17 protein-coding genes are annotated in these 26,057 nt (G+C 70.8%); 9 read left to right on the forward strand and 8 right to left on the reverse strand.

What is annotated here, in order from left to right; translation table 11 throughout:
* Nucleotides 1-100: 100 nt before the first annotated feature.
* Nucleotides 101-2,812, forward strand: coding sequence for a cation-translocating P-type ATPase (locus UN84_RS08420; protein WP_046078761.1), 2,712 nt, complete (start codon nucleotides 101-103; stop codon nucleotides 2,810-2,812).
* 13 nt (nucleotides 2,813-2,825) lie between these two features.
* On the opposite strand, the gene hrpB is transcribed toward UN84_RS08420, so the two are convergent.
* The gene (gene hrpB / locus UN84_RS08425; RefSeq protein WP_173834987.1) at nucleotides 2,826-5,285 is read right to left on the reverse strand and encodes an ATP-dependent helicase HrpB; all 2,460 of its coding nucleotides are present in this window, start codon (nucleotides 5,283-5,285) and stop codon (nucleotides 2,826-2,828) included.
* A 216-nt stretch (nucleotides 5,286-5,501) separates the two neighbouring features.
* Here hrpB and UN84_RS08430 point away from each other — a divergent pair, with 216 nt between their 5' ends.
* Nucleotides 5,502-6,878: an NCS2 family permease gene (locus UN84_RS08430; protein WP_046080319.1), complete on the forward strand. Its 1,377-nt coding sequence runs from the start codon at nucleotides 5,502-5,504 to the stop codon at nucleotides 6,876-6,878.
* On the opposite strand, the gene UN84_RS08435 is transcribed toward UN84_RS08430, so the two are convergent.
* Nucleotides 6,865-7,551: a TetR/AcrR family transcriptional regulator gene (locus tag UN84_RS08435; protein WP_046080318.1), complete on the reverse strand. Its 687-nt coding sequence runs from the start codon at nucleotides 7,549-7,551 to the stop codon at nucleotides 6,865-6,867. The two genes, UN84_RS08430 and UN84_RS08435, sit on opposite strands and share 14 nt — an antisense overlap.
* Nucleotides 7,552-7,755: 204 nt before the next feature.
* Here UN84_RS08435 and xdhA point away from each other — a divergent pair, with 204 nt between their 5' ends.
* The 4 genes from xdhA (at nucleotide 7,756) to guaD (ending at nucleotide 14,164) form a co-directional block, all read left to right on the forward strand.
* Nucleotides 7,756-9,249: a xanthine dehydrogenase small subunit gene (gene xdhA, locus UN84_RS08440; RefSeq protein ID WP_046080317.1), complete on the forward strand. Its 1,494-nt coding sequence runs from the start codon at nucleotides 7,756-7,758 to the stop codon at nucleotides 9,247-9,249.
* On the forward strand, nucleotides 9,233-11,716 hold the full coding sequence (gene xdhB, locus UN84_RS08445) for a xanthine dehydrogenase molybdopterin binding subunit (protein WP_046080316.1): 2,484 nt from the start codon (nucleotides 9,233-9,235) through the stop codon (nucleotides 11,714-11,716). The genes xdhA and xdhB overlap by 17 nt, the downstream gene beginning before the upstream one ends.
* Complete coding sequence (gene xdhC, locus UN84_RS08450; RefSeq protein WP_046080315.1) at nucleotides 11,703-12,566, forward strand: xanthine dehydrogenase accessory protein XdhC; 864 nt, start codon at nucleotides 11,703-11,705, stop codon at nucleotides 12,564-12,566. The genes xdhB and xdhC overlap by 14 nt, the downstream gene beginning before the upstream one ends.
* Before the next feature lie 272 nt (nucleotides 12,567-12,838).
* Nucleotides 12,839-14,164, forward strand: coding sequence for a guanine deaminase (gene guaD / locus UN84_RS08455; protein WP_046080314.1), 1,326 nt, complete (start codon nucleotides 12,839-12,841; stop codon nucleotides 14,162-14,164).
* Nucleotides 14,165-14,253: 89 nt separating this feature from the next.
* On the opposite strand, the gene UN84_RS08460 is transcribed toward guaD, so the two are convergent.
* The 6 genes from UN84_RS08460 to UN84_RS08485 all read right to left on the reverse strand — a co-directional run bounded on the left by UN84_RS08460 (nucleotide 14,254) and on the right by UN84_RS08485 (nucleotide 22,268).
* On the reverse strand, nucleotides 14,254-15,249 hold the full coding sequence (locus UN84_RS08460; RefSeq protein WP_173834988.1) for an adenosine deaminase: 996 nt from the start codon (nucleotides 15,247-15,249) through the stop codon (nucleotides 14,254-14,256).
* 13 nt (nucleotides 15,250-15,262) lie between these two features.
* Nucleotides 15,263-17,011 (reverse strand): thiol reductant ABC exporter subunit CydC, encoded by a 1,749-nt coding sequence (gene cydC, locus UN84_RS08465; protein ID WP_046080311.1) that lies wholly within the window; start codon nucleotides 17,009-17,011, stop codon nucleotides 15,263-15,265.
* On the reverse strand, nucleotides 17,004-18,668 hold the full coding sequence (cydD, locus tag UN84_RS08470; RefSeq protein WP_046080310.1) for a thiol reductant ABC exporter subunit CydD: 1,665 nt from the start codon (nucleotides 18,666-18,668) through the stop codon (nucleotides 17,004-17,006). Before cydD ends, cydC begins: the two co-directional genes overlap by 8 nt.
* Before the next feature lie 4 nt (nucleotides 18,669-18,672).
* Nucleotides 18,673-19,674, reverse strand: coding sequence for a cytochrome d ubiquinol oxidase subunit II (gene cydB, locus UN84_RS08475; RefSeq protein ID WP_046080309.1), 1,002 nt, complete (start codon nucleotides 19,672-19,674; stop codon nucleotides 18,673-18,675).
* Between the two features lie 3 nt (nucleotides 19,675-19,677).
* Nucleotides 19,678-21,087: a cytochrome ubiquinol oxidase subunit I gene (locus tag UN84_RS08480; protein ID WP_035598721.1), complete on the reverse strand. Its 1,410-nt coding sequence runs from the start codon at nucleotides 21,085-21,087 to the stop codon at nucleotides 19,678-19,680.
* Nucleotides 21,088-21,287: 200 nt separating this feature from the next.
* Nucleotides 21,288-22,268: a calcium/sodium antiporter gene (locus UN84_RS08485; protein WP_046080308.1), complete on the reverse strand. Its 981-nt coding sequence runs from the start codon at nucleotides 22,266-22,268 to the stop codon at nucleotides 21,288-21,290.
* A 170-nt stretch (nucleotides 22,269-22,438) separates the two neighbouring features.
* On the opposite strand from UN84_RS08485, the gene UN84_RS08490 reads away from it, so the two are divergent.
* The 3 genes from UN84_RS08490 to UN84_RS08500 are packed head-to-tail and all read left to right on the forward strand — an operon-like array spanning nucleotide 22,439 to nucleotide 25,994.
* Nucleotides 22,439-23,719, forward strand: a complete 1,281-nt coding sequence (locus tag UN84_RS08490) for a paraquat-inducible protein A (RefSeq protein WP_046080531.1) — start codon at nucleotides 22,439-22,441, stop codon at nucleotides 23,717-23,719.
* The gene (gene pqiB / locus UN84_RS08495) at nucleotides 23,716-25,398 is read left to right on the forward strand and encodes an intermembrane transport protein PqiB (protein ID WP_046080307.1); all 1,683 of its coding nucleotides are present in this window, start codon (nucleotides 23,716-23,718) and stop codon (nucleotides 25,396-25,398) included. The genes UN84_RS08490 and pqiB overlap by 4 nt, the downstream gene beginning before the upstream one ends.
* The gene (locus UN84_RS08500; protein ID WP_046080306.1) at nucleotides 25,395-25,994 is read left to right on the forward strand and encodes a PqiC family protein; all 600 of its coding nucleotides are present in this window, start codon (nucleotides 25,395-25,397) and stop codon (nucleotides 25,992-25,994) included. Before pqiB ends, UN84_RS08500 begins: the two co-directional genes overlap by 4 nt.
* Nucleotides 25,995-26,057: the final 63 nt, after the last annotated feature.

A 26,057-nucleotide genomic window follows, 5' to 3' on the forward strand; every position in this document is an offset into this window, starting at 1 on the left:
AAGGGGTGAACCGGACATGATAGCGAATCGTGTCCGCCACTTGCCGCCTCCGCTGCGCTGCAGCATTCTCATCACACGCCCTCGCCACGGAGGCCAAGGCATGGACGTCGCCTATCACTCCCCGACCACATCCTGGCACGCCCTGAGTGCCGAAGAGGCCCTCGATCGCCAACAGAGCCATCCGCGCGGCCTGACCGACGAGGCCGTCGCCGAGCGCCAGCGACGCTTCGGTCCCAACCGCCTGCCCCAGGCACGCCCTCGCTCCGCCTGGCGCAGGCTGGCGTCACAGTTCGCGAACCTGCTGATCGTCATTCTGATCGTCGCGGCCCTCGGCAGCCTGGCCCTTGGCGCCATCGTGGATGCCATTGCCATCCTCTCCGTGGTCGCCATCATCGCACTGGTCGGCTACGTCCAGGAAGGCCGTGCCGAGCAGGCGCTGGCCCGCATTCGCGACCTGCTCGCCCCAAGCGCCCAGGTACTGCGCGGCGGCCGCCGCCAGGAAGTGCCTGCCGAGGCACTGGTGCCGGGAGACATCGTCCTGCTGGAGAGCGGCGATCGAGTGCCTGCCGACCTGCGCCTGCTGGAGGCACGTCGGCTGCGACACCAGGAGGCCACACTGACCGGCGAGTCGTTACCCGTGGACAAGGGCACCGCAGCGGTGGCGGAAAACGCCGAGCTCGGCGATCGCAGCAGCATGGCCTATGCCGGCACCCTGGTGGCGCAGGGCAGCGCCCGGGGGCTGGTGGTGGCGATCGGAGCGGACACCGAACTCGGCCGCATCTCCGCGCTGCTGGGCAGGGTCGAGCCACTGCGCACGCCGCTGCTGCGCCAGCTCGACCGCGCCGGACGGGTACTGGCAACGCTGATCCTGGCATGCGCGATCGCCACGGCGCTGGTCGGCGTGCTGCTGCACGGGAGTCCCTGGCCGACGATGTTCATGGCCGCGGTAGGCCTCGCGGTCGCGGCCATCCCGGAGGGGCTGCCGGCCATCGTCACCATCGGCCTGGCGCTGGGAGTTCAGGCCATGGCCCGCTCGCGAGCCATCATCCGCCGTCTTCCCGCGGTGGAGACCCTGGGGTCAGTATCGACGATCTGCTCGGACAAGACCGGCACCCTGACCCGCAACGAGATGACCGCCCAGGCGATCTGGCTGCCCGAAGGCGAGTTTCACCTCGACGGCATCGGCTTCGCCCCCGAGGGCGCATTCCACCGCGTCGACGACGGCAAGACCAGCCCGGCCCCGCTCGACCTCGATGACCAGCATGCCCTGCGTCACTTCCTGAACGTCGGCGTACTGTGCAACGACGCCGAGCTGGTCCACGAAGACGAGACATGGCGCATCCATGGCGACCCTACCGAGGGGGCGCTGGTGGTGGCCGCCGCCAAGGCCGGCCTGCCGGTGGTGCAGACGCGCCGTCATCATATCCGACACGACGCCATCCCCTTCGACGCCGGACGTCAGTACATGGCCACCCTCCACGACATGGAAGGGAGTCCCCGCCTGCTGGTCAAGGGCGCGCCGGACAGGCTGCTGGCGATGTGTCACCGGGTGCGCACCGACCGGGGCGAGGACTCACTGGAACTTTCTCTCTGGGAGCAACGCCTCCATGCCCTGTCCGACAGGGGCCTGCGTGTGCTGGCCCTGGCCGAGAAACCGCTGTCCTCACGCCTGAAGCTGACCGACGAGCACGCCGAGTCGGAACTGGTACTGCTGGGTCTGGTGGGCATGCTCGACCCGCCCCGGGAGGAAGCCATCGCCGCGGTGGCCGAGTGCCGGGCCGCGGGCATTCGTCCGGTCATGATCACCGGCGACCACGGCGTCACCGCGCGCGCCATCGCCGAGCGGCTGGGCTTCGCCAACACGGGCCGGGTGATCAGCGGCCACGAGATCGAGAGCATGTCCGAGGCGGCGCTGATCGACAGCGTCATGACGGTAGACGTCTTCGCAAGAGCCACCCCCGAGCACAAGCTACGGCTGATCGAGGCCCTGCAGTCATGCGGTGAGGTCTGCGCGATGACCGGCGATGGCGTCAACGACGGCCCGGCCCTCAAGCGCGCCGACGTGGGCGTAGCCATGGGGCGACAGGGCACGGCGGCGGCTCAGGAGGCCGCGGAGATGGTCCTGGCCGACGACAACTTCGCCACCATCGTCGCCGCCATCCGCGAGGGCCGTAAGGTCTACGACAACATCCGCAAGACCATCACCTTCCTGCTGCCCACCAACGGCGCCCAGGGCCTGGCCATCATGGTCGCGGTGCTGTGCGGGGCGCTGCTGCCGGTGAGCCCGCTCCAGGCGCTGTGGGTCAACATGGCCGTGGCGGTGACCCTGGGCCTCGCCCTGGCCTTCGAACCCGGCGAACACGACCTGATGCGACGCCCACCAAGGAAACCGGACGCCGCCCTGCTGGACCTCTTCCTGCTGTGGCGGGTGATCTTCGTCTCGACGCTGCTGCTGCTGGCCACCTATGGCATTTTCACCTGGATCCACGACATGCAAGGCGGCGCGCTCGAGCAGGCCAGATCCGGTGCGGTCAACATGCTGGTCGCGGGCTCCGCCGCCTACCTGGTCAACAGCCGCTACCTGATCCAGGGGGTGCTCTCATGGCGGGGCCTGTTCGGCAGTCGTCCGGTATGGGTGGCCATCGGCCTGATTGCCGTCATCCAGCTGGCCTGGACCTACGTGCCCGTCCTGCAACGCCTGTTCGGCGCCGCAGGCCTGGCGCCGATGCACTGGGTCGTGATCCTGGCCACTGCGCTGGCCGTACTGCTGATCGTCGAGGGGGAAAAGGCGCTGTGGCGCCGTCGAGCCTGACCCCGGGGACGACTCAGCTTCGCCGCTTGGTCCGTGCGCTGGCTTGGGCCGACCACGGATCCTCCGGCCAGGGATGCTTGGGATAGCGACCGCGCATGTCCTTGCGCACCTCGGCGTAGCCGTTGGCCCAGAAGCTCGTCAGGTCTGCGGTGACCTGCAGCAGGCGCCGCGCCGGCGACAGCAGATGCAGCAGCGGCGCGACCCGGCCGTCGACCAGACGCGGCGCGGCCTCCCAGCCGAACACCTCCTGCAGCTTCACCGCCAGCACCGGCGTCTCGCCGCGATAGTCCAGCGCCACCCGCGAGCCGCTGGGCACCGTCAGGTGGGTCGGCGCCAGGGCGTCGATCCGTGCCGACTGGCCGCCGGCCAGGCCGTCTCTGAGGATGCGCGCGAACGGCAGCGCCTCGACCTCGTCGAGGCGCGACAGCCCGGCCAGGTAGGGGCCGAGCCAGGCGTCCAGGTCGTCGAGCAGCGCCTCGTCGGACCAGTCCGGCCAGTCGTCGCCCAGGGTGCGGCGCAGCAGCGCGACCCGGGCGCGCAGCTGCTCGGTGGCCTCGTCGAACGGCAACCCGCGCCGGCGTACCGCCTCGAGCAGCGCCTGCTGGGCGGCCTCCGGCGGCAGCGACGTCAGTGGCCGGCGCTCGAGCACCACGGCACCGAGCCCACGGCGGCGTTCGCCGACCAGCCGCCCGCGCTCGTCGGACCATTCGAGATGATCGCGCCACTGGCCGGCCTCGGGATGCAGCGCCGTCAGCCGCGCCTCGTCCAGAGCCGCGGCGCGGAAGATCCGCCCGCCGCCGCCCTCGCCGTCCAGGGCCACCGCCACCAGCAGCTCGGCGTGGGCCAGCGGGTGCGACTCGGGCAGCGTGCCCTGCCCGCCGCCGGCCAGCCGGAAGCGCCCCGGCGAGAGCCGCTGGGCGATGCGCTCGGGCCAGGCCAGCGCCAGCAGCTCGCCGAGCGCCTCGAACCGCGGCGACGACAGCCGGCAGCCCATCAGGCTCGCCAGGCGTTTGGCATCGCGCTGCCAGGCGCGATCCTCGCCGGGGCTGGCGAAGCGTTTCTCCAGTGCCGCGGCCAGGTCGCGCTCGTCGTCGGCACCGCGACCCTCGAGCAGCGCCGCCAGGCCGCAGGCCAGGGCCGCCGCGTCGAGCTCGGACGCGCGCTGAAGCATCACCGCCAGCCGTGGGTGGGTCGGCCAGCGCGCGCAGGCGCGGCCCAGCGCCGTCAGGCGATGGGCATCGTCCAGCACGCCGAGGCCGCGCAGCAGCTCGCGCCCGGCGGAAAGCGCCCCCGCCGGCGGCGGCGTGATCCAGGACAGCGACTGCGGCTCGGTGATGCCCCAGCGCGCCAGCTCGAAGGCCAGCGGGGCCAGGTCGGCCTGGCGGATCTCCGGCTCGCGGTCCGGCACCAGTGGCTGCTCCTCGGCCCACAGCCGGTAGCAGACGCCGGGGCCCTGGCGGCCGGCGCGGCCGCGGCGCTGATCGGCGCTGGCCCGGTTAAGCCGGCGGGTCTCGAGGCGCGTCAGGCCGGTGCGCGGCTGGAACACCGGCAGCCGCTCCAGCCCGGCGTCGATCACCAGCCGCACGCCGGGCACGGTGACGCTCGACTCGGCAATGGCGGTCGCCAGCACCACCCGGCGGCGGCCTTCGGCGTCGGGGGCCAGCGCGCGACGCTGGGCGTCCAGCGGCAGCCGGCCGTGAAGCTCGTGGATCGCGGCATCGGGCAGCCGATCGGACAGTGCCCGCGCCAGCCGGCGGATCTCGCCGACGCCCGGCAGGATCACCAGGGCATCGCCTTCGTCGGCCGCCAGCGCCTCGGCGACCACCGCCGCCTGATGGCGCGCGGCCTCGTCATGGGGCTTGAGCGAGCGATTCGGCGGCCGGTGATGGGTGGCGACCGGGAACTGACGCCCCTCGCACTCGATCACCGGCGTTGCCTCGCCGAGCACGGCGGTCAGCGAGGCCACGTCCAGGGTCGCCGACATCACCAGCAGGCGCAGGTCGTCGCGCACCGACTGGGCGTCGAGGGTCAGCGCCAGCCCGAGGTCGGCCTCGAGGCTGCGCTCGTGGAACTCGTCGAAGATCACCCCGGCCACGCCCTCGAGCAGCGGGTCCTCCTGGAGCATGCGCGTCAGCACGCCCTGGGTGACCACCTCGAGACGCGTCTCGGTCCCGACGCGGGACTCGCCGCGCATCCGGTAGCCCACCGTCTGCCCCACGGCTTCGCCCAGGGCGTCGGCCATGTGGCCCGCCGCCAGCCGGGCGGCCACGCGGCGGGGTTCGAGCAGCAGCAGGCGCTGCCCGCGGCACCAGTCGGCCTCGAGCAGCGCCAGCGGCACCCGGGTGGTCTTGCCGGCGCCGGGCTCGGCCACCAGCAGGGCGCGGGCATGCCCGGCCAGTGCGGCCTGGATGTCATCAAGCCTCGCCTCGATGGGCAGGCCGGTCGGAGAAGCGTCATTCACGCCTGTGGTCATGCTCGTCTCTTGTCGTCTCGTCTGTCGTCGCTCTTGCCTTCCGCCGCGGGGCGCGCGGTTCACGACGCCCCGGGCATATGACGCGTTGACCGGGTGCCGCCGGCCCGACGCTTGCACGCCGGCGAACCAGCGGCTAGCCTTGGTTTTCGCTGATCTTGACCAAAAGGTCAGAAAAAATCTGCCTCACACCACCCACAACAACAACAGGGTATCGGCATGCAACAGACTTCCCCCCGCGCCGACGGGGCACTCCACGCGGACGCACCCTCGCGGCAGGCCAGCCTGCCTCTCCTCGATCGGTGGTTCGGCGTCACCCGCCGCGGCTCGACGCTGAAGACCGAGATCCTGGCCGGCATCGCCACCTTCCTGGCCGGGATGTACATCATCGTGGTCAACCCCGCCGTGCTCTCGGACGCCGGCATTCCCTTCTCCGCGGCGCTCTCCGCCACCGTGCTGATCAGCTTCATGAGCAGCCTGGCGATGGGCCTCTACGCCCGCAACCCCATCCTGGTCGCCCCGGGCATGGGCATGAACGCGCTGTTCACCTACACCCTGGTGCTGGGCGCCGGCCTCAGCTGGGAAGTCGCGCTGGGCTGCGTGTTCTGGTCGGGGATGCTGTTCGCCCTGCTGGCGGTGTTCAACGTCCGCCGCGCCATCATCGAGGCCATACCCGCCTCGCTGCGCTATGCCATCACCTGCGGCATCGGGCTGTTCATCACCTTCATCGGGCTGCAGAACGCCGGCTTCATCGTCGGCAGCGACGCCACCCTGGTATCGCTCGGCACCATGGACGCCCATCTCGCCACCTTCTTCCTCGGCCTGGTGGCCACCGCGGTGTTCGTGATCCTGCGCTTCAACGGCGCGCTGATCATGGGCATCGCCCTGACCACGCTGCTGGCCGCGCCCATGGGACGGCTGTGGGGCGACGAGGTGATGGTGGCCTGGAACGGCCTGGCCGCCTGGCCGGACTTCAGCGCCGTGATGCAGGTCGACATCCTCGGCGCGCTGAAGGTCGCCTACCTGCCGTTCATCTTCGTGATGCTGTTCACCAACTTCTTCGACGCCCTGTCGTGCTTCATGGCGCTGTCGGAATCGGCGGACCTCAAGGACGAGGACGGCAATCCGCGCAACCTCAAGCGCTCGATGACGGTGGACGCCTTCGCCTCGATGATCGCCGCACCGCTGGGCACCAGCGCCGCCCAGACCTTCATCGAGTCCGGCGCCGGCGTCGCCCAGGGCGGCCGCACCGGCCTGGTGGCGGTGGTGATCGCGCTGCTGTTCCTGCCTTTCCTGTTCCTCTCGCCGCTGCTGTCGCTGGTCCCCGGCATTGCCACCGCCCCGGCGCTGGTGCTGGTCGGCCTGTTCATGATGGCCCCCATCGGAAAGATCGACTGGCAGCGCTTCGACCAGGCCTTCCCCGCCTTCCTGGCCATCATCCTGATGCCGTTGACCTACTCGATCACCCTGGGCATCGCCTTCGGCTTCATGAGCTTCGTGCTGATCAAGGTGGCCACCGGACGCCTAGCGGACATCCGCCCGGCGATGTGGGTGTCGGCGGCGCTGTCGGTGCTGCTGCTGGTCACCGCTCAGTAAGCGGTGCCTCGTCGGCCGGTGCACGGTCGGCGGGGTGCTTCACCCCGCAGCCCTTGATCACCACCTGGGTCAGGAACTCGGTGATGCGCTCGATATCCTCGTCGGAGAGCGCCTCGCTTCCGGTGATGCCGGTGACCTGGGCCTCGAAGTCGGCGTAGTGCTGGGTCGAGGACCAGATCAGGAAGATCAGCCACACCGGGTCGACCGGGTCCATCAGGCCCCGCTCGGCCCACTGGCGGAACACCGCCGCGCGGCTGTGCACCCAGTCGCGCAGCTCGCCGCTCAGATACTCCTGCAGGAAGGGCGCGCCGCCGATGATCTCGCTGGCGAACAGCCGCGAGCCCTCGGGGTGCCGGCGTGACATCCACATCTTCGAGCGAATGAAAGCCGACAGCACCTCGGCCGGATCGTCATCGGCCGAGATGTCGTCGAGCATGGCGTTCCAGCGCTCCATCACCTGTTCCAGCAGGCGCACGTAGAGCCTGCGCTTGCTGCCCATGTAATAGAGGACGTTGGACTTGGGCAGCCCCGCCTGCTCGGCGATCTCCTGCACGCTGGCCCCGCGATAGCCGTGCCGGGCGAAGACCCGCTCCGCCGCCGCCAGGATCGCCTGCTCGTTGCGCCGGCGGATGGCGCCGCCTTCCTGTTCACTGCCGTTGTCTGCCTTGGCCATGGGCCCTCGCTGTCGGTACCGATCTGGGGCCAAAGAGTGCCTCAGAGCCCGGCACCAAGGCAATTCGGCATCACCGCCAACGCGCGATCGGCGTATAAAAAGTGGAGAGAGGCGCCGCGGCACTTGCCAAAGCTGACCACATGGTCAAGAATTAAGTCATTCCACGATTCCCGGCCACTACAACCACAATCGGAGCCGACACCCATGATCGACTTCTACCTCAACGGCAGGCGCCAGCGCTGTCGCGACGTCAGCGCGGACACCAGCACCCTCGAGCTGCTGCGCGACCGGCTCGGCCAGACCGGCACCAAGGAAGGCTGCGCCTCCGGCGACTGCGGCGCCTGCACCGTGGCGATCGGCGAGCCCGGCGACGACGGCGAGCTGGTCTATCACAACGCCAACGCCTGCCTGACCCCGGCCCACCAGCTCGACGGCTGCCACCTGGTCACCGTCGAGGGGCTGGCCGCCGACGAGCGTCTTCACCCCGCCCAGGCGGCGATGGTCGACTGCCACGGCAGCCAGTGCGGCTTCTGCACCCCGGGCATCGTGATGTCGCTGTTCACCCTCTACGAGGATCAGCGTCGCCGGCCTGCCCCGCTCACCCAGGCGCGCCTGGAAGAGGCCCTGGGCGGCAACCTGTGCCGCTGCACCGGCTACCGCCCGATCCGTGACGCCGCCCTCGGCATGGGCGACTACCCCGCGGCCAATCCCGCCTGGGCCGAGGACGCCGGGCTTGCCGGCAACGTCGCCTGGCTGCGCCAGCCCCGCGACGGCGAGCCCGCCGCCGAGGGCCACGACGTCAGCCATTACGTCACGCCCCAGGACATCGCCGCCCTGCGCTCCCTCAAGGCCGAGCGCCCCGACGCCAGGCTGGTGGCCGGCGGCACCGACCTGTGGCTCGAGGCCACCCAGCAGCTCAAGGCGCTGGACGATCTGATCGACGTGCGCCAGGTCGCCGAATTGAATGCCATCGAGGAAGTGGATAGCGGCTGGTGGATCGGCGCCTCGGTCACCCTGGCCCGGCTGACGCCGCTGCTGGATGCGCCCTACCCGGCCTTCGCACACCTGATGCACCGCTTCGCCTCCTCGCAGATCCGAAACCGCGCCACGCTCGGCGGCAACATCGCCAACGCCTCGCCGATCGGCGACACTCCGCCGGTGCTGCTGGCCCTGGACGCCCGGCTGCGTCTCGACGGCCCCCGCGGCCCCCGCGAGCTGCCGCTGTCCGACTTCTTCCTCGGCTACCGCAAGACAGCGCTGGCCGAGGACGAATTCATCGGCGCCGTCTTCCTGCCGCGCCCCGGCGCGGCGCAGAATCTCAAGGTCTGGAAGCTGTCGAAACGACGTGAGGACGACATTTCCGCGGTGCTGGCCGCCTTCGCCTGGCGCCTGGAGGACGGCGTGATGCGCGACGTGCGGCTGGCCTTCGGCGGCATGGCGGCCGTGCCCCGCCGCGCGCCCGCTGCCGAGGCCGCCCTGGAGGGCCGCGCCCCGGAGGCCGAGGCCTTCGCCGCCGCCCGCGCCGCGCTCGGCGAGGAGCTCGCGCCGATGTCCGACGTCCGCGGCAGCGCCGATTACCGGCGCCTGGCCGCCGGCAACCTGCTCGAGCGGCTGCGGCTGATGATCGCCGCCGAACAGGCCGCCAACGACAACAACGATTCCGCGACCAAGGTGACTCTCGATGCGTACGCTCACTAGGCTTTCCAACTCGCCCGAAGCCGCTCGTGCTTCAGAGACGTCTACGGCCAGCGCTTCCCGGGAGGCGTCCGGCCATGCCCGCGCCCACGAGAGCGCCGTCAAGCACGTGACCGGCCGCGCGCCCTATATCGACGACATCGCCACGCCGGCCAACGCCCTGCACGTGGCGGTGGGCTTCTCGCCGGTGGCCCACGGCCGCCTGACCCGGCTCGACCTGGAAAAGGTACGCCAAGCGCCGGGCGTGGTGGACGTGATCACCCTGGCCGACGTGCCCGGCCATACCGACATCGGCCCGGTGTTCCCGGGCGACCCGATCTTCGCCGACGACGAGATCAGCTACCTCGGCCAGAGCCTGTTCGCGGTGGCGGCAGAAAGCCACCGCGAGGCCCGGCTGGCGGTCAAGGAGGCGATCGTCGAGATCGACGAGCAGCCGGCGTCGCTGGACCCGGTGGCCGCCGCCGAGCGCGAGGAGTTCGTGCGCCCCACCCACGTGCACGAGCGCGGCGACTGGCAGACGGCCCTCGAGCGGGCGCCCCACGTGCTGGAGGGCGAGCAGTTCGTCGGCGGTCAGGAGCACTTCTACCTCGAGGGCCAGGCCTGCCTGGTGGTGCCCTCCGAGGACGAGGGCGTGATGGTCTACACCTCCAACCAGCACCCCAGCGAGAGCCAGAAGCTGGTCGCCGAGGTACTCGGCGTGCCCTTCCACGCGGTGACCATGGAGATGCGCCGCATGGGCGGCGGCTTCGGCGGCAAGGAGACCCAGGCCTCGCCCTGGGCCTGCATCGCCGCGCTGATCGCCCGGCGCACCAACCGCCCGGCCAAGCTGCGCCTGCCCCGCGCCGAGGACCTGCGCGCCACCGGCAAGCGCCACCCCTTCCACAACCGCTATCGGCTCGGCTTCGACGAGCACGGCGTGCTCGCCGGCGGCGACATCACCGTGATCGGCGACTGCGGCTATTCGCCGGACCTGTCCGAGGCGATCGTCGACCGCGCCATGTTCCACGCCGACAACGCCTACTCGCTGGGCGAGGCCCGGGTGACCGGCCAGCGCGCCCGCACCCACAAGGCGTCCAACACCGCCTTCCGCGGCTTCGGCGGCCCCCAGGGCATGATGATCATCGAGCGCGCCATGGACGACATCGCCCGCCATCTCGGCGAGGACCCGCTGACCGTGCGCAAGCGCAACCTCTACCGCGCCAAGGGCGAGGACGGCACGCCGCTGGACGTGACCCGCGATATCACCCACTACGGCCAGCGCGTCGAGCAGCTCACCCTGCTGCACGACCTGATCGGCCAGCTCGAACAGAGCAGCGACTACTGGGTCCGGCGCCGCGAGATCACCGCCTTCAACGCGGCAAGCCCGATCATCAAGCGCGGCCTGGCGCTGACGCCGGTGAAGTTCGGTATCTCCTTCACCGCCCAGCACCTCAATCAGGCCGGCGCGCTGCTGCACGTCTATACCGACGGCAGCGTGCTGATCAACCACGGCGGCACCGAGATGGGCCAGGGCCTGCACACCAAGGTGTGCCAGGTGGTGGCCCGGGAGCTGGGCCTCGACCTGGAACGCGTGCGCATCAGCGCCACCCGCACCGACAAGGTGCCCAACACCTCGCCCACCGCCGCTTCCAGCGGCGCCGACCTCAACGGCCAGGCGGCCCGCGACGCGGCGAGCAAGCTGCGCGAGCGGCTGTTCGACTTCGCCGCCGGCCACTTCGACCAGGAGGCGGGCGGGCTCGACCGCGAGACCATGCGCCTGGAGGACGGCCAGCTGGTGGCCGGGCTCGGCGAGGCCGAGACGCGTATCCCCTGGGGCGAGCTGGTCCAGGCCGCCTATATCGGCCGCGTCTCGCTCTCCGAGAAGGGCTTCTACGCCACGCCCCTGATCCACTACGACCGCGCCACCGGCCGCGGCCGCCCCTTCTACTACTACGCCTTTGGGGCCGCCGTGGCCGAGGTCGAGGTCGACACGCTCTCCGGCGAGTACCGCGTCAGCCGCGCCGACATCCTCCACGACGTGGGCGATTCGCTGAACCCGGCCATCGACATCGGCCAGATCGAGGGCGGCTTCATTCAGGGCATGGGCTGGCTGACCAGCGAGGAGCTGGTCTGGAACGAGGCCGGCCGGCTGGTCTCCGACGGCCCGGCCACCTACAAGATTCCGGCCTTCGGCGACCTGCCCGAGACCTTCAACGTCGAGCTGATGCAGGGCCATCCCAACTCCCAGGCCAGCATCTACCGCTCCAAGGCCGTGGGCGAGCCGCCCTTCATGCTCGGCATCTCGGTGTGGTCGGCGCTGCGCGACGCCCTGGCGAGCCTCGCCGACTACCGCGTCAGCCCGGCGCTGGACACGCCCGCCACCCCGGAGCGGGTACTGATGGCCGCCGAGGCCCTGCGAAAGGCCCACACCACCGCCGATGCCGACCTGGATGCCGATCGTGACGAGAGGCCTGACCATGCACCCGCCTGAACCCTGGTACGCGGCGCTCGCCCGCCTGCAGCGCGAGGCGCGCCCTCACGCCCTGGCCAGCGTGGTGGGCGTGGCCGGCTCCACCCCGCGGGAGCCCGGCGCCAAGATGGTGATCACCGCCGACGACGTCCATGACACCCTGGGCGGCGGTCACTTCGAGCAGCAGGTGATCGAGGCCGCCCGCGAGGCGCTGGCCAGCGGCCGCACCGACACCCGGCTGGAGGCCTTCCCGCTGGGCGGACGATCCGGCCAGTGCTGCGGCGGCTACGTGCACGTGCTGATCGAGCCGTTCGCCGGCGCCGAGATGGACATCGCGCTGTTCGGCGCTGGCCACGTCGGCCGGGCGCTGGTCCAGGCGCTGGCGCCGCTGCCTTGGCGCGTGTGGTGGTTCGACAGCCGCGAGCACGCCTTCCCCGACGACGCTCGCGACCGCGACCGACTGCATCTCATGCAGCCGGCAGCCGGCGCCGAGGGCGCGGACGTAGAGGCCGCGGTGGCCTCGCTGCCGGCCGGCTGCCACGCCCTGGTGATGACCCACGATCACGCCGAGGATCGCGCCCTGGTCGACGCCCTGCTCCGACGCGGCGACTTCGCCTCGATCGGCATGATCGGCTCCGACAGCAAATGGGCGAGCTTCAGGAGCCGGCTGCGCGACGCCGGCCACGACGAGACAGCACTGGCAACGGTACGCTGCCCGATCGGCGTGCCCGGTGCCCACGGCAAGCGGCCCTGCGAGATCGCCCTGGCGGTGGCCGCCGAGCTGCTGACGCTCAAGCCCGACACTGCGCGCGACGACCGCCGCGGCGTCGCCCCGGAGACGCTGCGCCAGGCGTTTCCCTCGGATGGCTAAGCGCCACCTCTATCGCAGATAGACGAGCTTTTCTGGCGACATGCTATCGCGAGGCGCTGTGAACCCATCCCTGGGCGCTACTTTTGCCCTGCGGTGCTCTCGCATCCTGCTTCGCTTGCAGGACCGGTGCTGGCCATCCATGGCCAACCCGTTCGGCGAGGATCGCCTCACCCATGGCAAAAACCCTCGCTCCTGCATGCCCCCAGCGCTCGTCTTCTATCGACGCCCGAACATATCGCGCTACCCTCATGATGCGCTCACTGGAGAAATTGATGACGACCTCAAGTGCCTCGATGCGCCTGCTGCGCGGCCCGCTGCTGAGCTTCGACGCCGACCCGGGCGAAGGCGACACCCCGGCCGCGGGCAGCGTGCGCCATCTGGAAGACGGCGCCGTCTGGCTGGTCGATGGCCACATCCACGCCGTGGCCGACCACGCCGAGCTGGCCCCCCGCCTGCCGCCGGACATCGAGACGGTGGACTACGGCGACAAGCTGATGATGCCGGGCTTCATCGACAGCCACGTGCACTATGCCCAGCTCGACATCATGGCCTCCTACGGCCGCCAGCTGCTCGACTGGCTCAACGACTACACCTTCCCCGAGGAGTGTCGCTTCGCCGAGCGCGCCCACGCCGAGGCGGTGGCCGAGGCCTTCCTCGACGAGACCCTGCGCGCCGGCACCACCACCGCCCAGGTGTTCTGCACCTCGCACCCCGGCTCGGTGGATGCCTTCTTCGGCGCCGCGAAGGCGCGCGGCCTGCGGATGCTGGCCGGCAAGGTGCTTATGGATCGCCACGCCCCCGAGGCGCTGGTCGACGATCCCCTCGGGGGGCTGGCCGACAGCGAGCGGCTGATCGGCGACTGGCACGGCCGGGACCGCCTCGGCTACAGCCTGACCCCGCGCTTCGCGCCCACCTCGAGCCGCGAACAGCTCGAAGCCACCGGCGCGGTGCTGCGCAATGCCCCGGACCTGCACCTGCAGACCCATCTGTCGGAGAACGAGGGCGAGATCGCCTGGGTCGCCGAGCTGTTTCCCGAGTGCCAGGACTACCTGGGCGTCTACGAGCGCTACGGGCTGGTGGGCCCGCGCAGCACCTTCGCCCACGGCATCCATCTCGACCAACCGATGCGCCGCCGGCTGGCAGTGGCCGGCGCCAACGTCGCCTTCTGCCCGACCTCCAACCTGTTCCTCGGCAGCGGGCTGTTCGACCGCCTGGCCTGCCGCGAGGCGGGGCTCGCCACCACACTCGCCAGCGACGTGGGCGCCGGCACCGATCTCTCGGGGCTCGCCACGCTCAAGGCCGCCTACCAGGTCGGCCAGCTGCGCGGCCAGCCGCTCACCGCCTGGCAGGGCTTCTACCGGCTGACGCTGGGCAACGCCCGGGCCCTGCATCTGGACGATCGCATCGGCCGCCTGCGCCAGGGTGGAGAGGCCGATATCGTGGTGCTCGACCCGCAGGCCACGCCGCTGCTGGCCCGGCGCACCGCACGCTGCCGCACGCTGGCCGAGACGCTGTTCGCGCTGATGATGCTGGGCGACGACCGCACCGTGTACGCCACCTGGGCCAACGGCCGCCGAGTCCATCAGCGAGACGCCTGATCGCGCTTCCAGGCACGCATCAGGTGCAAGGCAGGTACGAAAAGGGCGGCTCCTCGGAGCCGCCCTTTTCTCATGGATTACCGCCGAGATCAGCCGCAGGCCGCCAGCCGCTGACGCAGCTCCGCGCGGCGCGCCTCGCTCATGAAGGCCGCCTCGATGGCGTTGCCGGCGAGCCGGGCGAAGGTCTCGCGGGACCAGCCGAAGGCGCGCTGGCAGGCGAGGAAGTTCTCCAGCATGCCGCCGCCGAAGTAGGCCGGATCGTCGGAGTTCAGCGTCAGGTTGAGCCCGGCCTCGAGCATCGCCGGCAGCGGATGCGCCTCCATGCGCTCGACCACCTTGAGCCGCAGGTTCGAGAGCGGGCACACGGTCAGCACCATGGCCTCGTCGCGCAGCCGCGCGACCAGCGCCTCGTCTTCCAGGCAGCGCACGCCGTGATCGATGCGGCAGACGTCGAGCACGTCCAGCGCCTCATGAATATAGGCCGGCGGCCCCTCCTCGCCGGCGTGGGCGACCCGCGCCAGGCCGAGCTCGGCGGCGCGGCGGAACGCCTGAGTGAACTTGCTCGGCGGATGGCCGACCTCGGCGCTGTCGAGGCCCACGGCATCGACCCGGTCGAGATAGGGCGCGGCCTGCTCCAGCAGCGCCTCGGCCTCCTCGGCAGGCCGGTCGCGCAGGAAGGCGAGGATCATCGCCGTGGACAGGTCCAGCTCGTCCTCGGCGCGACGGCGGGCGCGCTCGAGCCCCTCCATCACCGCCTCCAGCGCCACGCCCCGCGACAGATGCGCCTGGGGATCGACGTGCATCTCCACGTGCACCACGCCCTCGGCGGCGGCGCGCTGGAAGTAGTCCATCGCCAGATCCTCGAAGTCCCGGGCGGTGAGCAGCACGCTCATGCCCTGGAAATAGAGGTCCAGGAAGGACTGCAGATCGGCGAAGTCGTAGGCGGCGCGCACCTCCTCCACCGAGGCGTAGGGCAGCGTCACGCCGTTGCGCTCGGCGAGCGCCATCATCAGTTCGGGTTCCAGGGTGCCCTCGATGTGCAAATGCAGCTCGGCCTTGGGCAGGGCCTTCAGGAAATCCCGCATGAATCACCTCGTATCAATGCTTTGCCCTATCCTGAAAGATTCCGCGCGGCGGCGCAAAGTCCTTCTCCGGCAGCAGGCTCAGGGCCTGCCAGCGATCGACGCCGGGCAGCGCCGTCTGTTCGGCCCGCTCGTGCACCAGATAGAGCACGCTGCGCCCGGCGAGCCAGCCATCGAGACGCTCGGCGATGCGCACGGCCAGCGCCGGATCGAGGCCGGCGAAGGGCTCGTCGAGGATCACCAGGCCGGGGTCGCGCAGCAGCAGCCGGGCCAGTGCCACCCGACGCGCCTGGCCGCCGGAGAGCCGGCGACCGCCCTCGCCCACCCGGGTGTCGAGCCCGCGGGGCAGCGCTTCCGCCCAGTCGGCCAGCTCCACCGTCTCGAGCACGGCCCACAGCCGCGCGTCATCGGCCTCGGGCGCGGCCAGAAGCAGGTTCGCCGCCAGGCTGTCGTCGAACAACTCGGTATGCTGGGTCAGGCAGGCGACCCGCTCGGCCAGCGCCTCAGGAGCGATCTCGCCGACCGGCGCCTCGTTCAGCCGCACGCGGCCCGCGTCGGGCGCGAGCTGGCCGGTGACCAGCGCCGCCAGGCTCGACTTGCCGCTGCCGGAGACGCCGTGCACGGCCAGCCGCTCCCCGGGTGCCAGCGCCAGCGAGAAGCCGTCGAACACCGGCGTCAGGGCCCCGGGATAGCGCAGCGCGACCTCTTCGAAGGCGAGCGCCAGGGCGCCGGAGCTCAGCAATGCCACGCTCACGCCGGCATCGTCGCGACGGGCGTCCTCCAGCGCATTGAGCCGCTCGGCGGCGGCCAGGGTGGCGCCGAACTGGGTGAAGGCCATGGGCAGCGCGGCCAGCGCCTCGCTCATTGCCATCACCGCCAGCGGCATCATCACCATCAGCGGGCCGGACAGCGTCCCGGCCTGCCAGGCCAGCGCCGCCAGCCACAGCGCCGAGAGCCAGCCGAGCCCGACGGCCAGCCCGGCCACCGCCGTGCCCAGGGCCGAGAACCGCCCCAGGCGGCGCTGATCGGCGTAGAGCCGCTCCTCGATGGCCTCGAGGCGCCGCCGCTGGCCGGCCAGGGTGCCGTAGGTCTCGAGCTCGGCGAGCCCCTGGAGCTGTTCGATCAGCCGGCCGCGCAGGCGCTCCAGCTCATCGACCCGTTGCCGGCTGGCGGCGAGCCCCAGGCGCGCCTGGCCCAGCGTCAGCCAGCCCCAGGCGGCGCCGAGCAGCCCCGCCACCGCCAGGGCCGCCGCCGGCGACCAGATCGCCAGCAAGCCGGCCAGGGCGAGGATCGCCAGCAGCGCCACCGCCGCCGGCGCCAGCAGGCGCAGGAACAGGCTGTCCAGGGTGTCGATGTCGGCGGTCAGCCGGTTCAGCCAGTCGCTGGCCCGGCGCCGCGACAGCGTCTGGGCGTCGAGGCCGGCCAGCACCGCGAACATCCGCCCGCGCAGGTCGGCCAGCAGGCGCAGCACCGTGTCGTGGTTGTAGAGCCGCTCGACGTAGCGCGCCACGGTGCGGGTCACGGCGAAGCCGCGGATGCCGCTGCCGGGCACGTAGACGTCCAGGGTCATGGCCGCCCCGGCGGCCAGGGCGATGCCGGCCAGGCCGGTGGCGGTGATGAACCAGCCGGACAGCGCCAGCAGGCCGATCGCCGAGGCCAGCGCCAGCGCCATCAGCGCGGCGCCGGCCAACAGGCGGCCGCGGCGGTGGCCGAGCAGGCGCAGCCAGGGCGCGAGGGTCGCGATCACGCCGCGTCGCTCAGTCATGGGTCACCTCCTCCAGACGGCCGTCGCGCAGCGTCAGGTGCCGATCGGCGCAGGCCAGCGGCGCGGCCCGATGGCTGGCGATGACCAGGCTGCGTCCCTCGGCGGCCAGGGCCAGCAGCGCCTCGATGACGACCACCTCGCTCTCGGCATCGAGACTGGCGGTGGGCTCGTCGAGCAGCACCAGCCGCGCCTCGGAGAGGAACACCCGCGCCAGCGCCAGACGCTGGGCCTGGCCGCCGGAGAGGCCCACCCCGCGCTCGCCGAGCCGGGTGTCGAGGCCGTCAGGCAGGCCGGCCACCAGCTCGCCCAGCCCGGCGGCCGTGAGCGCCCGGTGCAGGGCCGCATCATCGGCTTCCGGTGCCGACAGGCGCAGATTGTCGGCCAGGCTGCCATGCACCAGCAGCGGGCGCTGGTCCATCCAGGCCACATGAAGCGACGCGGCGAGGCGACGCTCGCCGGCGTCCGGATCGAGGAACCCCGCCAGCAGCTGCAGCAGGGTCGACTTGCCGACGCCGGAGGGTCCGCTGATCGCCAGCACCTCGCCCGGCGCCAGCGCCAGGTCCAGCGGCCCCAGCACCCGCCCTCGCTCGGGATGCGACACCGCGACCGCCTCCAGCTCGGCCACCGCACGAGCGGTATGGGGCGCGGCCGGCGTCAGGCCGCTGCGGCGCGGCGTCTCGTCGAGCAGCGCCACCATGCCCTCGGCCGCCCCCAGGGCCGAGGCCCGGTCATGATAGTGCTGGGCCAGGCTTCTCAGCGGCTGGAAGAACTCCGGCGCCAGCAGCAGCACCAGCAGCCCCGAGAACAGCGTCAGCTGATCGGACGGCCCATAGGTGATGTAGCCGAGCAGGCCGAAGCCCACGTAGATCGCCACCACGGCGATCGACACGGCGGCGAAGAACTCCAGCACCGCCGAGGAAAGAAAGGCCAGCCGCAGCGGACGCAGGGTACGCCGCCGATAGTCGTCGGCGGCGGCCTGCACCTCCCCGGTGGCCGCCGCGGTGCGACCGAACAGCTGCAGGGTGGTGATGCCGCGGACCCGGTCGATGAAGTGGCGCGACAGCCGCGCCACGGCATCGAACTGCTCCTCGTTCAGTCGCTCGGCGCCCATGCCCACCAGGGCCATGAACAGCGGGATCAGCGGCGCCGCCAGCAGCAGGAAGACGGCCGCCAGCCAGTCGAGCCAGGCCACCACCGCCAGGATCACCAGCGGCAGCAGCACGGCAAGATAGCGCTGCGGCAGGAAGCGGGCCACATAGCCGTCCAGCGCCTCGACCTGATCCACCGCCCGCTGCGCCAGGCTGGCGCTGTGATGGCCGGTGAGGCCCACCGGCCCGAGCCGTTCCAGGTGATCGAGCAACTCGCGCCGAGCCCGGCGGCGCAGCCGCAGGCTGGCGGCCAGGCCCAGGGTCTCCTGGCCCCACTGGGCCAGGGCGCGCAGCCCCATCAGCCCCGCCAGGACAGCGAAGGCCGGAAACAGCGTGGAGGGCGCGCGGCCCTCCACCAGGAGTGATGTCACCAGCCAGGCCAGCAGCACCAGCTGAGCGACGGTGGCGAGGCCGGCGACCAGGCCGCAGCCCACGGCCAGCCCCAATCGTCCTCGTTCGGCGCGCGCCAGGCCGGCGAGCCAGGCGCGCGATGTCGATGCCTGCGTCATCGTCTCAGTGGTACCCCTCGCCCACGCGGACCTTGCCGCGGAACACCCAGTAGCTCCAGGCGGTGTAGGCCAGCACGATGGGGATCACGAACAGCACCCCGAGCAGCAGGAACAGCTGGGACTCCGGCGCCGAGGCCACGTCCCAGAGGGTGTAGTTCGGCGGCACGATCACCGGCCACTTGCTGACCACCAGCCCCAGGTAGGTGAAGACGAACAGCCCCAGGGTGGCGATGAACGGCTGGCCCTCGCGGCGCGCCTGCACCGAGCGCCACAGCCAGAAGGCACACAGCAGGGCCAGCGCCGGGAACACCCACAGCAGGTGCAGGTGGCCGAACCAGCGCTCGCGCACCGCGTCGTCCACGAAGGGGGTCCACAGGCTGATGATGGCGAACACCGCCAGCACCGCGACCAGCAGGCGCGGCGCCAGGCGGTAGGCCCAGGCCTGGGTGTGTCCCTCGCTCTTCATGATCAGCCAGGTGGCGCCGAGCAGCGCATAGCCGGCCACCAAACCGATGCCGGTCAGCACCGAGAACGGGGTCAGCCAGTCCAGGGCACCGCCGACATAGACGAAGTCCTCGACCGGGAAGCCCTGGATGTAGGCGCCGACCACGGCCCCCTGGGCGAAGGCCGCCACGGTGGAGCCCCAGCTGAAGGCCCGGTTCCACCAGTGGCGATTGCGATGCGACTTGAAGCGGAACTCGAAGGCGATGCCGCGGAAGATCAGCCCCGCCAGCATCAGGAAGACGCCAATGTAGAGCGCCGGCAGGAACACCGAGTAGACCACCGGGAAGGCCGCCAGCAACCCGGCCCCACCGAGTACCAGCCAGGTTTCGTTGCCGTCCCAGATCGGTGCCACCGAGTTCATCAGCACGTCGCGGCTGTCCTCGTCCGGGGCGAACGGAAAGAGAATGCCCACGCCCAGGTCGAAGCCATCCATCAGCACGTACATGATCACACCGAAGCCGATGATGCCGGCCCAGATCAGTGTCAGATCGAACATTTCCATGGTTCAGCTCCTTCCCGGCTGGTTGGCGGCATCTTCGAAGGGCACGTGGGCGGCGGACAGCGGACGCTTGGGTCGCTCCACCTCGTCGTCGTGGGGCGGCTCGGGGAGCATGCCCTGACGCACGACCCGGGTCAGATACAGAGTGCCGGCGTAGAAGACCACGGCGTAGACCAGGACATAGCCGATCAGGGTGAACAGCGCCATGCCACCGGTCAGCGACGGCGTCACCGCCTCTTCCTGGGTCATGAGACCGTACACCAGCCAGGGCGCGCGACCGATCTCGGTGACGAACCAGCCGGCCAGGACCGCCAGGAAGGGGGCGATCGTCATCACTCGCATGAACTGCAGGTAGCCGCGACTCTCATAGAGCCGCCCCCGCGCGCGCAGCCAGGCGCCGATCAGCGCCGCGACGATCATCGCCAGGCCCATGGCGACCATCACGCGGAACGACCAGAACACCCACCACACCGGCGGCTGCTCCTCCGGCGGCACCGCGCTGACGCCCGGTACCTCGCCGTCCAGATCATGGGTCAGGATCAGGCTGGCGAGCCCCGGAATGCCGATCTCGAGGTGGTTCTCCTGGGCCTGCTGGTCGGGCCAGGCGAACAGCAGCAGCGGCGTCCGCGACTGGGTCTCCCAGTTGCCCTCCATGGCCGCCACCTTGGTGGGCTGGTGTTCCAGGGTGTTCAGGCCATGCTCGTCGCCGATCCAGGCCTGGGCCGGCGCCAGCACCAGCAGCATCCACAGGCACATGGAGAAGGCCTTGCGATTGGCCTCGACGTCACGGCCGATCAGCAGATACCAGGCGCTGACGCCGGCCACCACGAAGCCGCCGGTCAGGAAGGACGCCATCACGAAGTGCACGAAGCGATACGGGAAGGAGGCGGTGAAGATCGCCTCGCTCCAGTCGGTGACGTGGAAGCGCCCGTCGATCAGCTCGGTGCCGGCCGGCGTCTGCATCCAGCTGTTGGACACCAGGATCCAGAATGCCGAGATGAAGGTCCCCAACGCCACCATGATCGAGGCGAACAGGTGCACGCCCTGGGGCACCTTGCCGCGCCCGAACAGCAGCACGCCGAGGAAGGCCGCCTCGAGGAAGAAGGCGGTCACCACTTCGTAGCTCAGCATCGGGCCGAGCAGGTTGGAGGCCGCCAGCGAGAAGTTGCTCCAGTTGGTGCCGAACTGGAAGGCCATGACGATGCCGGAGACCACCCCCATGCCGAAGACCACGGCGAACACCCGGGCCCAGAAGTTAGCCAGGCGTTCCCAGGCGGGATTGGCGGTGCGATAGAAGAGACCGTTGAGCACGGCCAGATAGGATGCCAATCCGATCGTGAAGACCGGAAAGATGGCATGGAAGGACACCACGAAGGCGAACTGCAGCCGAGACAGCAGCAGAGGATCCAGTTCCATGAGGTACACCTCGTTCCTGCGGATCGATGAACGTGATGCGAAGGCACTCTCCGTGCTCTTGATCGTCGGGCGCGACGCGCCCTGCCGCATTCTTCCCTTGCCCGTCCCAGCCTAGCCGAATCCCCGGCCGCTGGAACAGGCAACGAAGTCATCTTATCGCGCCGAGATGTCGCTCGTGTGTGTCGCGATGTCGCAGTGCATCATGCGCCGCCGGCGTCTACCACCAGATGCACCATGAAGCCGATATAAGCCACGTACATGGCCAGCAGCACGCCACCCTCGAGGCGGTTGATGCGCCCCTGGCGACCGCGGCGCCCCAGGGCGAAGACCAGCATCAGCATGGTCATCGCCGCCATCATGCTCCAGTCGCGCAGCAGCACCTCGCGCCCCGTCTCGATCGGCGCGATCACCGCGGCCAGCCCGACCACGCCGAGGGTATTGAAGAGGTTGGAGCCCACCACGTTGCCCAGCACCAGGTCATGCTCGCCTCGACGCAGGGCACTGATCGCCGACGCCAGTTCGGGCAGCGAGGTGCCCACCGCCACCACCGTCAGGCCGATCACCAGGTCGCTGACGCCGAGACTCTGGGCGATGTCCACCGCGCCCCACACCAGCAGCCGCGAACTGGCCACCAGCAGCACCAGACCCAGCAGCGTCCACCCCAGGGCGGCCTTCAGCGACATCGGATGCGTGGCCAGCTCGGCCTCGGTGTCCGCCGACAGCGGATCGGTGCCATCGCGCAGGCCGCGAATCACGCTATAGGCCATGAAGGCCACCAGCACCAGCAGCAGCAGCGCGCCCTCGAGGCGCACCACGCCACCCAGCAGCAATACCGCCGACAATGCCGTCGCGCCGCCCAGCACCGGCAGCTCGCGCCGCACCATGCCGGAATGCACCGCCAGCGGTGCGATCAGCGCCACCAGGCCCAGGATCAGGCCGATATTGGCGATGTTCGAGCCGAAGGCGTTGCCCAGCGCCAGGCCGGGATTGCCCTGCCCGGCGGCGATGGCCGAGACCACCAGCTCCGGTGCCGAGGTGCCGAAGCCGATCACCAGCATGCCGATCAGCAAGGGGGATAGACCGAGTCGGGCGGACGTGGCCGCCGCGCCGTCAACGAAGCGCTCGGCGCTCCAGACCAGCAGGATCAGGCCTGCCACCACCGCCAGGGCGGGAAGCATCATGGTGTCTCCATCGGAACAAATGAGACGCGCATGGTTGACTATGGTGCCCCCCGCGTCAACGTGACACACTTCAGGTCAAGCCGCTGGATCGTCAGGAGGACGCCATCGCCGTGCCAAGGCCGGCCTTTCGCCATCTCGCCCTGCCCACCCAGGCGCCCTACGTCGACCGCATGCCGCCGGAGGCCCGCGCCACCCGGCGACGCCTGCGCGCCTGCCACGAATGCGACTGGCTGATGGCGCTGCCGCCGTTGCATTCCGGCGAGCAGGCGGTATGCCCTCGCTGCGGCCACGCCGAGGTGCGCCGCCATCGCTATCCGGCCCAGCGCAGCCTGGCGCTGGCGATCGCCGCGCTGGCATGCCTGGCGATCGCCGCGTCCTTCCCTTTCCTGGCGTTCAGCGTGCGCGGCGTGGGCCACGGCATCGACCTGCCCCAGACCGCCACCGACCTGATCGCGCACCATGCTCCCCTGGTAGCCATGGTGGTGCTGCTGACCATCCTGGTGCTGCCGGTCCTCTACCTGCTGGCCGTGGTGTGGCTGCAGATCGGCCTGCTGGGCGGCAGGCCGCTGCCGGCCAGCCGCAGCGCGGCTCGTGCCCTGGCCCACCTGCAGCCCTGGATGATGGCCGACGTGTTCCTGATCGGCACCCTGGTCAGCCTGATCAAGATCGTCGGGCTCGCCCAGATCGCGCTCGGGCCGGCCTTCTGGGCCTTCGGCGCCTTCGCGCTGCTGCTGCTGGCGACCAACCAGTCCGTGGACCGCGACTGGCTGTGGTTCGCGCTGGCCGGCGAACCGCCGGCGCCGGAGGGCAGCCAGACCGGCCGCCCCGCCGCCCCCCAGGGACTCACCGGCTGTCACACCTGCGGCCTGGTGGGCCGTCTGGATGCCGCCGGCCATGGCCAGTGCCGGCGCTGCGGCGAGCCGCTGCATGCGCGCCGCCCCCACAGCCTGCAACGTACCTGGGCGCTGCTGGCCGCGGCGGCGGTGCTCTACGTGCCGGCCAACGTCTATCCGATCATGACCACCGTCAGCCTGGGGCGGGCCAGCCCCAGCACCATCATCGGCGGCATCGTCGAGCTGATCGAGATGGGCTCCTGGCCGGTGGCCCTGGTGATCCTGGTCGCCAGCGTGATCGTGCCCATCGGCAAGCTGCTGGCGCTGGTCTGGCTATGCCTGGTGGCGCCGCGCGCCCGCGGCGACCGCTCCCTGACGCGTACCCGCATGTATCGCCTGACCGAGTTCATCGGCCGCTGGTCGATGGTCGACATCTTCGTGGTCGCGATCCTGGTGGCGCTGATCCGCGCCGGCAACCTGATGGCGGTCGAGCCCGGCCCCGCGGCCGTGGCCTTCGGCGGCGTGGTGGTGCTCACCATGCTCGCCGCCATGAGCTTCGACCCCCGGTTGATCTGGGACACGCCCACTTCCACAGCGGATGAGGAAGCCCCGCAATGAACGACACGCCCCCTGACGCCGCGCCCGATAACGAGCACCGCGCCCGGGCCACCCGCCAGGCACCGCTGTCGCCGATCTGGATCGTGCCCATCGTGGCGCTGCTGATCGGTGCCTGGCTGGTCTACGACAGCTACCTGAGCCGCGGGCCCCTGATCACCCTGACCATGGAGAGCGCCGACGGCATCGAGGCCGGCAGCACCCTGATCAAGACCCGCAACGTCGAGATCGGCCAGGTGACCTCGGTGAACCTGTCCGAGGACCTGTCCGAGGTGGTGCTGACCGCTCGCATGACGCCCGAGGCTGCGCCAATGCTGGTCGAGGACAGTACTTTCTGGGTGGTCAAGCCTCGCATCGGTCGCGAGGGCATCAGCGGGCTCAATACCGTGCTGTCAGGGGCCTACCTGCAGCTCGAACCCGGCCAGAGCGAGGAGGAGGCGGAGCGGTTCACGGTCAGCGAACAGCCGCCGGTGGCACCCCCCGGGGCCGAGGGGCTGCGCATCAACCTGCTCAGCGAGGCGGGCAACGGCCTCACCGTCGGCGATCCGGTGACCTACCAGGGCTTCACCGTGGGCCGGGTCGAGGAGTCCGAGTTCGACGTCGAGACCCGGCGCATGCGCCACCGCATCTTCATCGAGAGCCCCTATCACCGACTGGTCACCGACAACACCCGCTTCTGGGGCTCCAGCGGCGTCGACCTGCGGCTCGACTCCGAGGGCGTGCGCGTCAGGCTCGACTCGCTGGAGGCCATGGTCAGCGGCGGCGTCACCTTCGGCGTCCCGGAGGACCTGCCGCGTGGCCTTCAGGCCGAGCCCGACAGCACCTTCACCCTCTACGCCGACGAGGACAGCGCGCGCGAGGGCACCTTCGACCGCTACCTGGAGTACGTGCTGCTCATCGAGGACACGGTGCGCGGCCTGTCCCGGGGCGCCCCGGTGGAATTCCGCGGTGTGCGCATCGGTACCGTGGCCAGCGTGCCCTGGAACTTCACCTCGCCCCAGCCCGAGCGCGATGCCCGCCTGGCCATCCCGGTGCTGATCCGTATCGAACCCCAGCGGCTCGGCATCGACAGCCAGACCCTCGACATGGACGAGTGGCGAGCGCGTTTCGAACGGCTGTTCCAGCGCGGCCTGCGGGCCTCGCTCAAGAGCGGCAACCTGCTCACCGGGGCGCTGTTCGTCGACCTCGGCCTGGACGCCGAGCGAGCCGACGACTACACCCCCGAGACCTTCGCCGAGCGCACCGTCTTCCCCACCACTTCCGGCGGGCTGGCACAGATCCAGGCCCAGGTCACCGCGCTGCTCGACAAGTTCAACGACCTGGAGCTCGAACCGATCCTCGCGGGCCTGGAGACCAACCTGGCCACGTCGGAAGCCACCCTGGAGCAGGTACGTCAGCTCACCGCCGGCGTCCAGTCGCTGCTCGACGATCCCGAGACCCGCGCCCTGCCCGGCGAACTCAACAGCACCCTGTCGGCGCTGCGCGGCACCCTCGAGGGCGTCTCCCCCGGGGCTCCCGCCTACCGGGATATCACCGAGACCCTGGACCAGCTCGAGCGCCTGCTGCGAGACCTCCAGCCGGCCGCCCGCCGCCTCGGCGACAATCCCGGCGCCCTGCTGTTCGACAGCCTGGACGCCGACGATCCCATGCCCCGCGCCCCGACCGACAGGAGTTCACCATGACCGCGCCGCGCGCCCTGCTGGCCCTGCTGGCCCTGCTCTGGCTCACCGGCTGTGCCCTGGGGGGCACACCGGCGACCCGCTACACCCTGCCCGATGCCGACGCGCCGGCCGCCGCCGGGTCGAACGCCACGCATGCCCTGGTGCTGCGGCCGCTACGCCTGGCGCCGCTGCTGGACGCAGAGGGCATCGTCGTTCAGCTCGACGATATCACCCTGCGCGAGGCCGGCGGCCACCGCTGGGCCGAGCCGCTGGGCCGTCAGCTCGAGCGCGGCCTGCGCGATCGCCTGACCGGTGCCTTGCCCGATACCCGAGTGCTGCTCGACACCGAGGCCGGCATCTCCACCGACCCGCTGCAGCTGAGGGTCACGGTGGACCGCTTCCAGGGGCGCCCCGACGGCCAGGCCCTGGCGGCCGGACGCTGGCAGCTGCTCGACGCCGATCAGTCGCTGCTGGATGCGGCGACCTTCCGCGTCACCACGCCCCTGGCCGAGGACGGCTACCCCGCCCTGGTCCGGGCCCTGGGCCGCAGCTGGGACGCCGCCGCCGAGCAGATCGCGTCGGCGGTCGCGCGCCAGCAGCGCCGCGCGACACCCTGACACGCCCCCGCGCCGGCTGCGCCGCTTTCAGCGCTATGGCATACTGACGCCTCTCGCGGCCGC

The organism is Halomonas sp. HG01 (genome assembly GCF_000968715.2).
GTDB lineage: Bacteria > Pseudomonadota > Gammaproteobacteria > Pseudomonadales > Halomonadaceae > Halomonas > Halomonas halophila.

What these genes read in the sequence shown, in the direction of transcription:
- xdhA (WP_046080317.1), top strand. Translation starts at nt 7,756, where the DNA reads ATGATCGACTTCTACCTCAACGGCAGGCGCCAGCGCTGTCGCGACGTC.
- UN84_RS08435 (WP_046080318.1), bottom strand. Translation starts at nt 7,551, where the DNA reads ATGGCCAAGGCAGACAACGGCAGTGAACAGGAAGGCGGCGCCATCCGC.
- UN84_RS08430 (WP_046080319.1), top strand. Translation starts at nt 5,502, where the DNA reads ATGCAACAGACTTCCCCCCGCGCCGACGGGGCACTCCACGCGGACGCA.
- guaD (WP_046080314.1), top strand. Translation starts at nt 12,839, where the DNA reads ATGACGACCTCAAGTGCCTCGATGCGCCTGCTGCGCGGCCCGCTGCTG.
- hrpB (WP_173834987.1), bottom strand. Translation starts at nt 5,285, where the DNA reads ATGACCACAGGCGTGAATGACGCTTCTCCGACCGGCCTGCCCATCGAG.
- UN84_RS08490 (WP_046080531.1), top strand. Translation starts at nt 22,439, where the DNA reads ATGCCGCCGGAGGCCCGCGCCACCCGGCGACGCCTGCGCGCCTGCCAC.
- cydC (WP_046080311.1), bottom strand. Translation starts at nt 17,011, where the DNA reads ATGACTGAGCGACGCGGCGTGATCGCGACCCTCGCGCCCTGGCTGCGC.
- pqiB (WP_046080307.1), top strand. Translation starts at nt 23,716, where the DNA reads ATGAACGACACGCCCCCTGACGCCGCGCCCGATAACGAGCACCGCGCC.
- UN84_RS08485 (WP_046080308.1), bottom strand. Translation starts at nt 22,268, where the DNA reads ATGATGCTTCCCGCCCTGGCGGTGGTGGCAGGCCTGATCCTGCTGGTC.
- UN84_RS08500 (WP_046080306.1), top strand. Translation starts at nt 25,395, where the DNA reads ATGACCGCGCCGCGCGCCCTGCTGGCCCTGCTGGCCCTGCTCTGGCTC.
- xdhB (WP_046080316.1), top strand. Translation starts at nt 9,233, where the DNA reads ATGCGTACGCTCACTAGGCTTTCCAACTCGCCCGAAGCCGCTCGTGCT.
- UN84_RS08460 (WP_173834988.1), bottom strand. Translation starts at nt 15,249, where the DNA reads ATGCGGGATTTCCTGAAGGCCCTGCCCAAGGCCGAGCTGCATTTGCAC.
- xdhC (WP_046080315.1), top strand. Translation starts at nt 11,703, where the DNA reads ATGCACCCGCCTGAACCCTGGTACGCGGCGCTCGCCCGCCTGCAGCGC.
- UN84_RS08480 (WP_035598721.1), bottom strand. Translation starts at nt 21,087, where the DNA reads ATGGAACTGGATCCTCTGCTGCTGTCTCGGCTGCAGTTCGCCTTCGTG.
- cydD (WP_046080310.1), bottom strand. Translation starts at nt 18,668, where the DNA reads ATGACGCAGGCATCGACATCGCGCGCCTGGCTCGCCGGCCTGGCGCGC.
- cydB (WP_046080309.1), bottom strand. Translation starts at nt 19,674, where the DNA reads ATGGAAATGTTCGATCTGACACTGATCTGGGCCGGCATCATCGGCTTC.
- UN84_RS08420 (WP_046078761.1), top strand. Translation starts at nt 101, where the DNA reads ATGGACGTCGCCTATCACTCCCCGACCACATCCTGGCACGCCCTGAGT.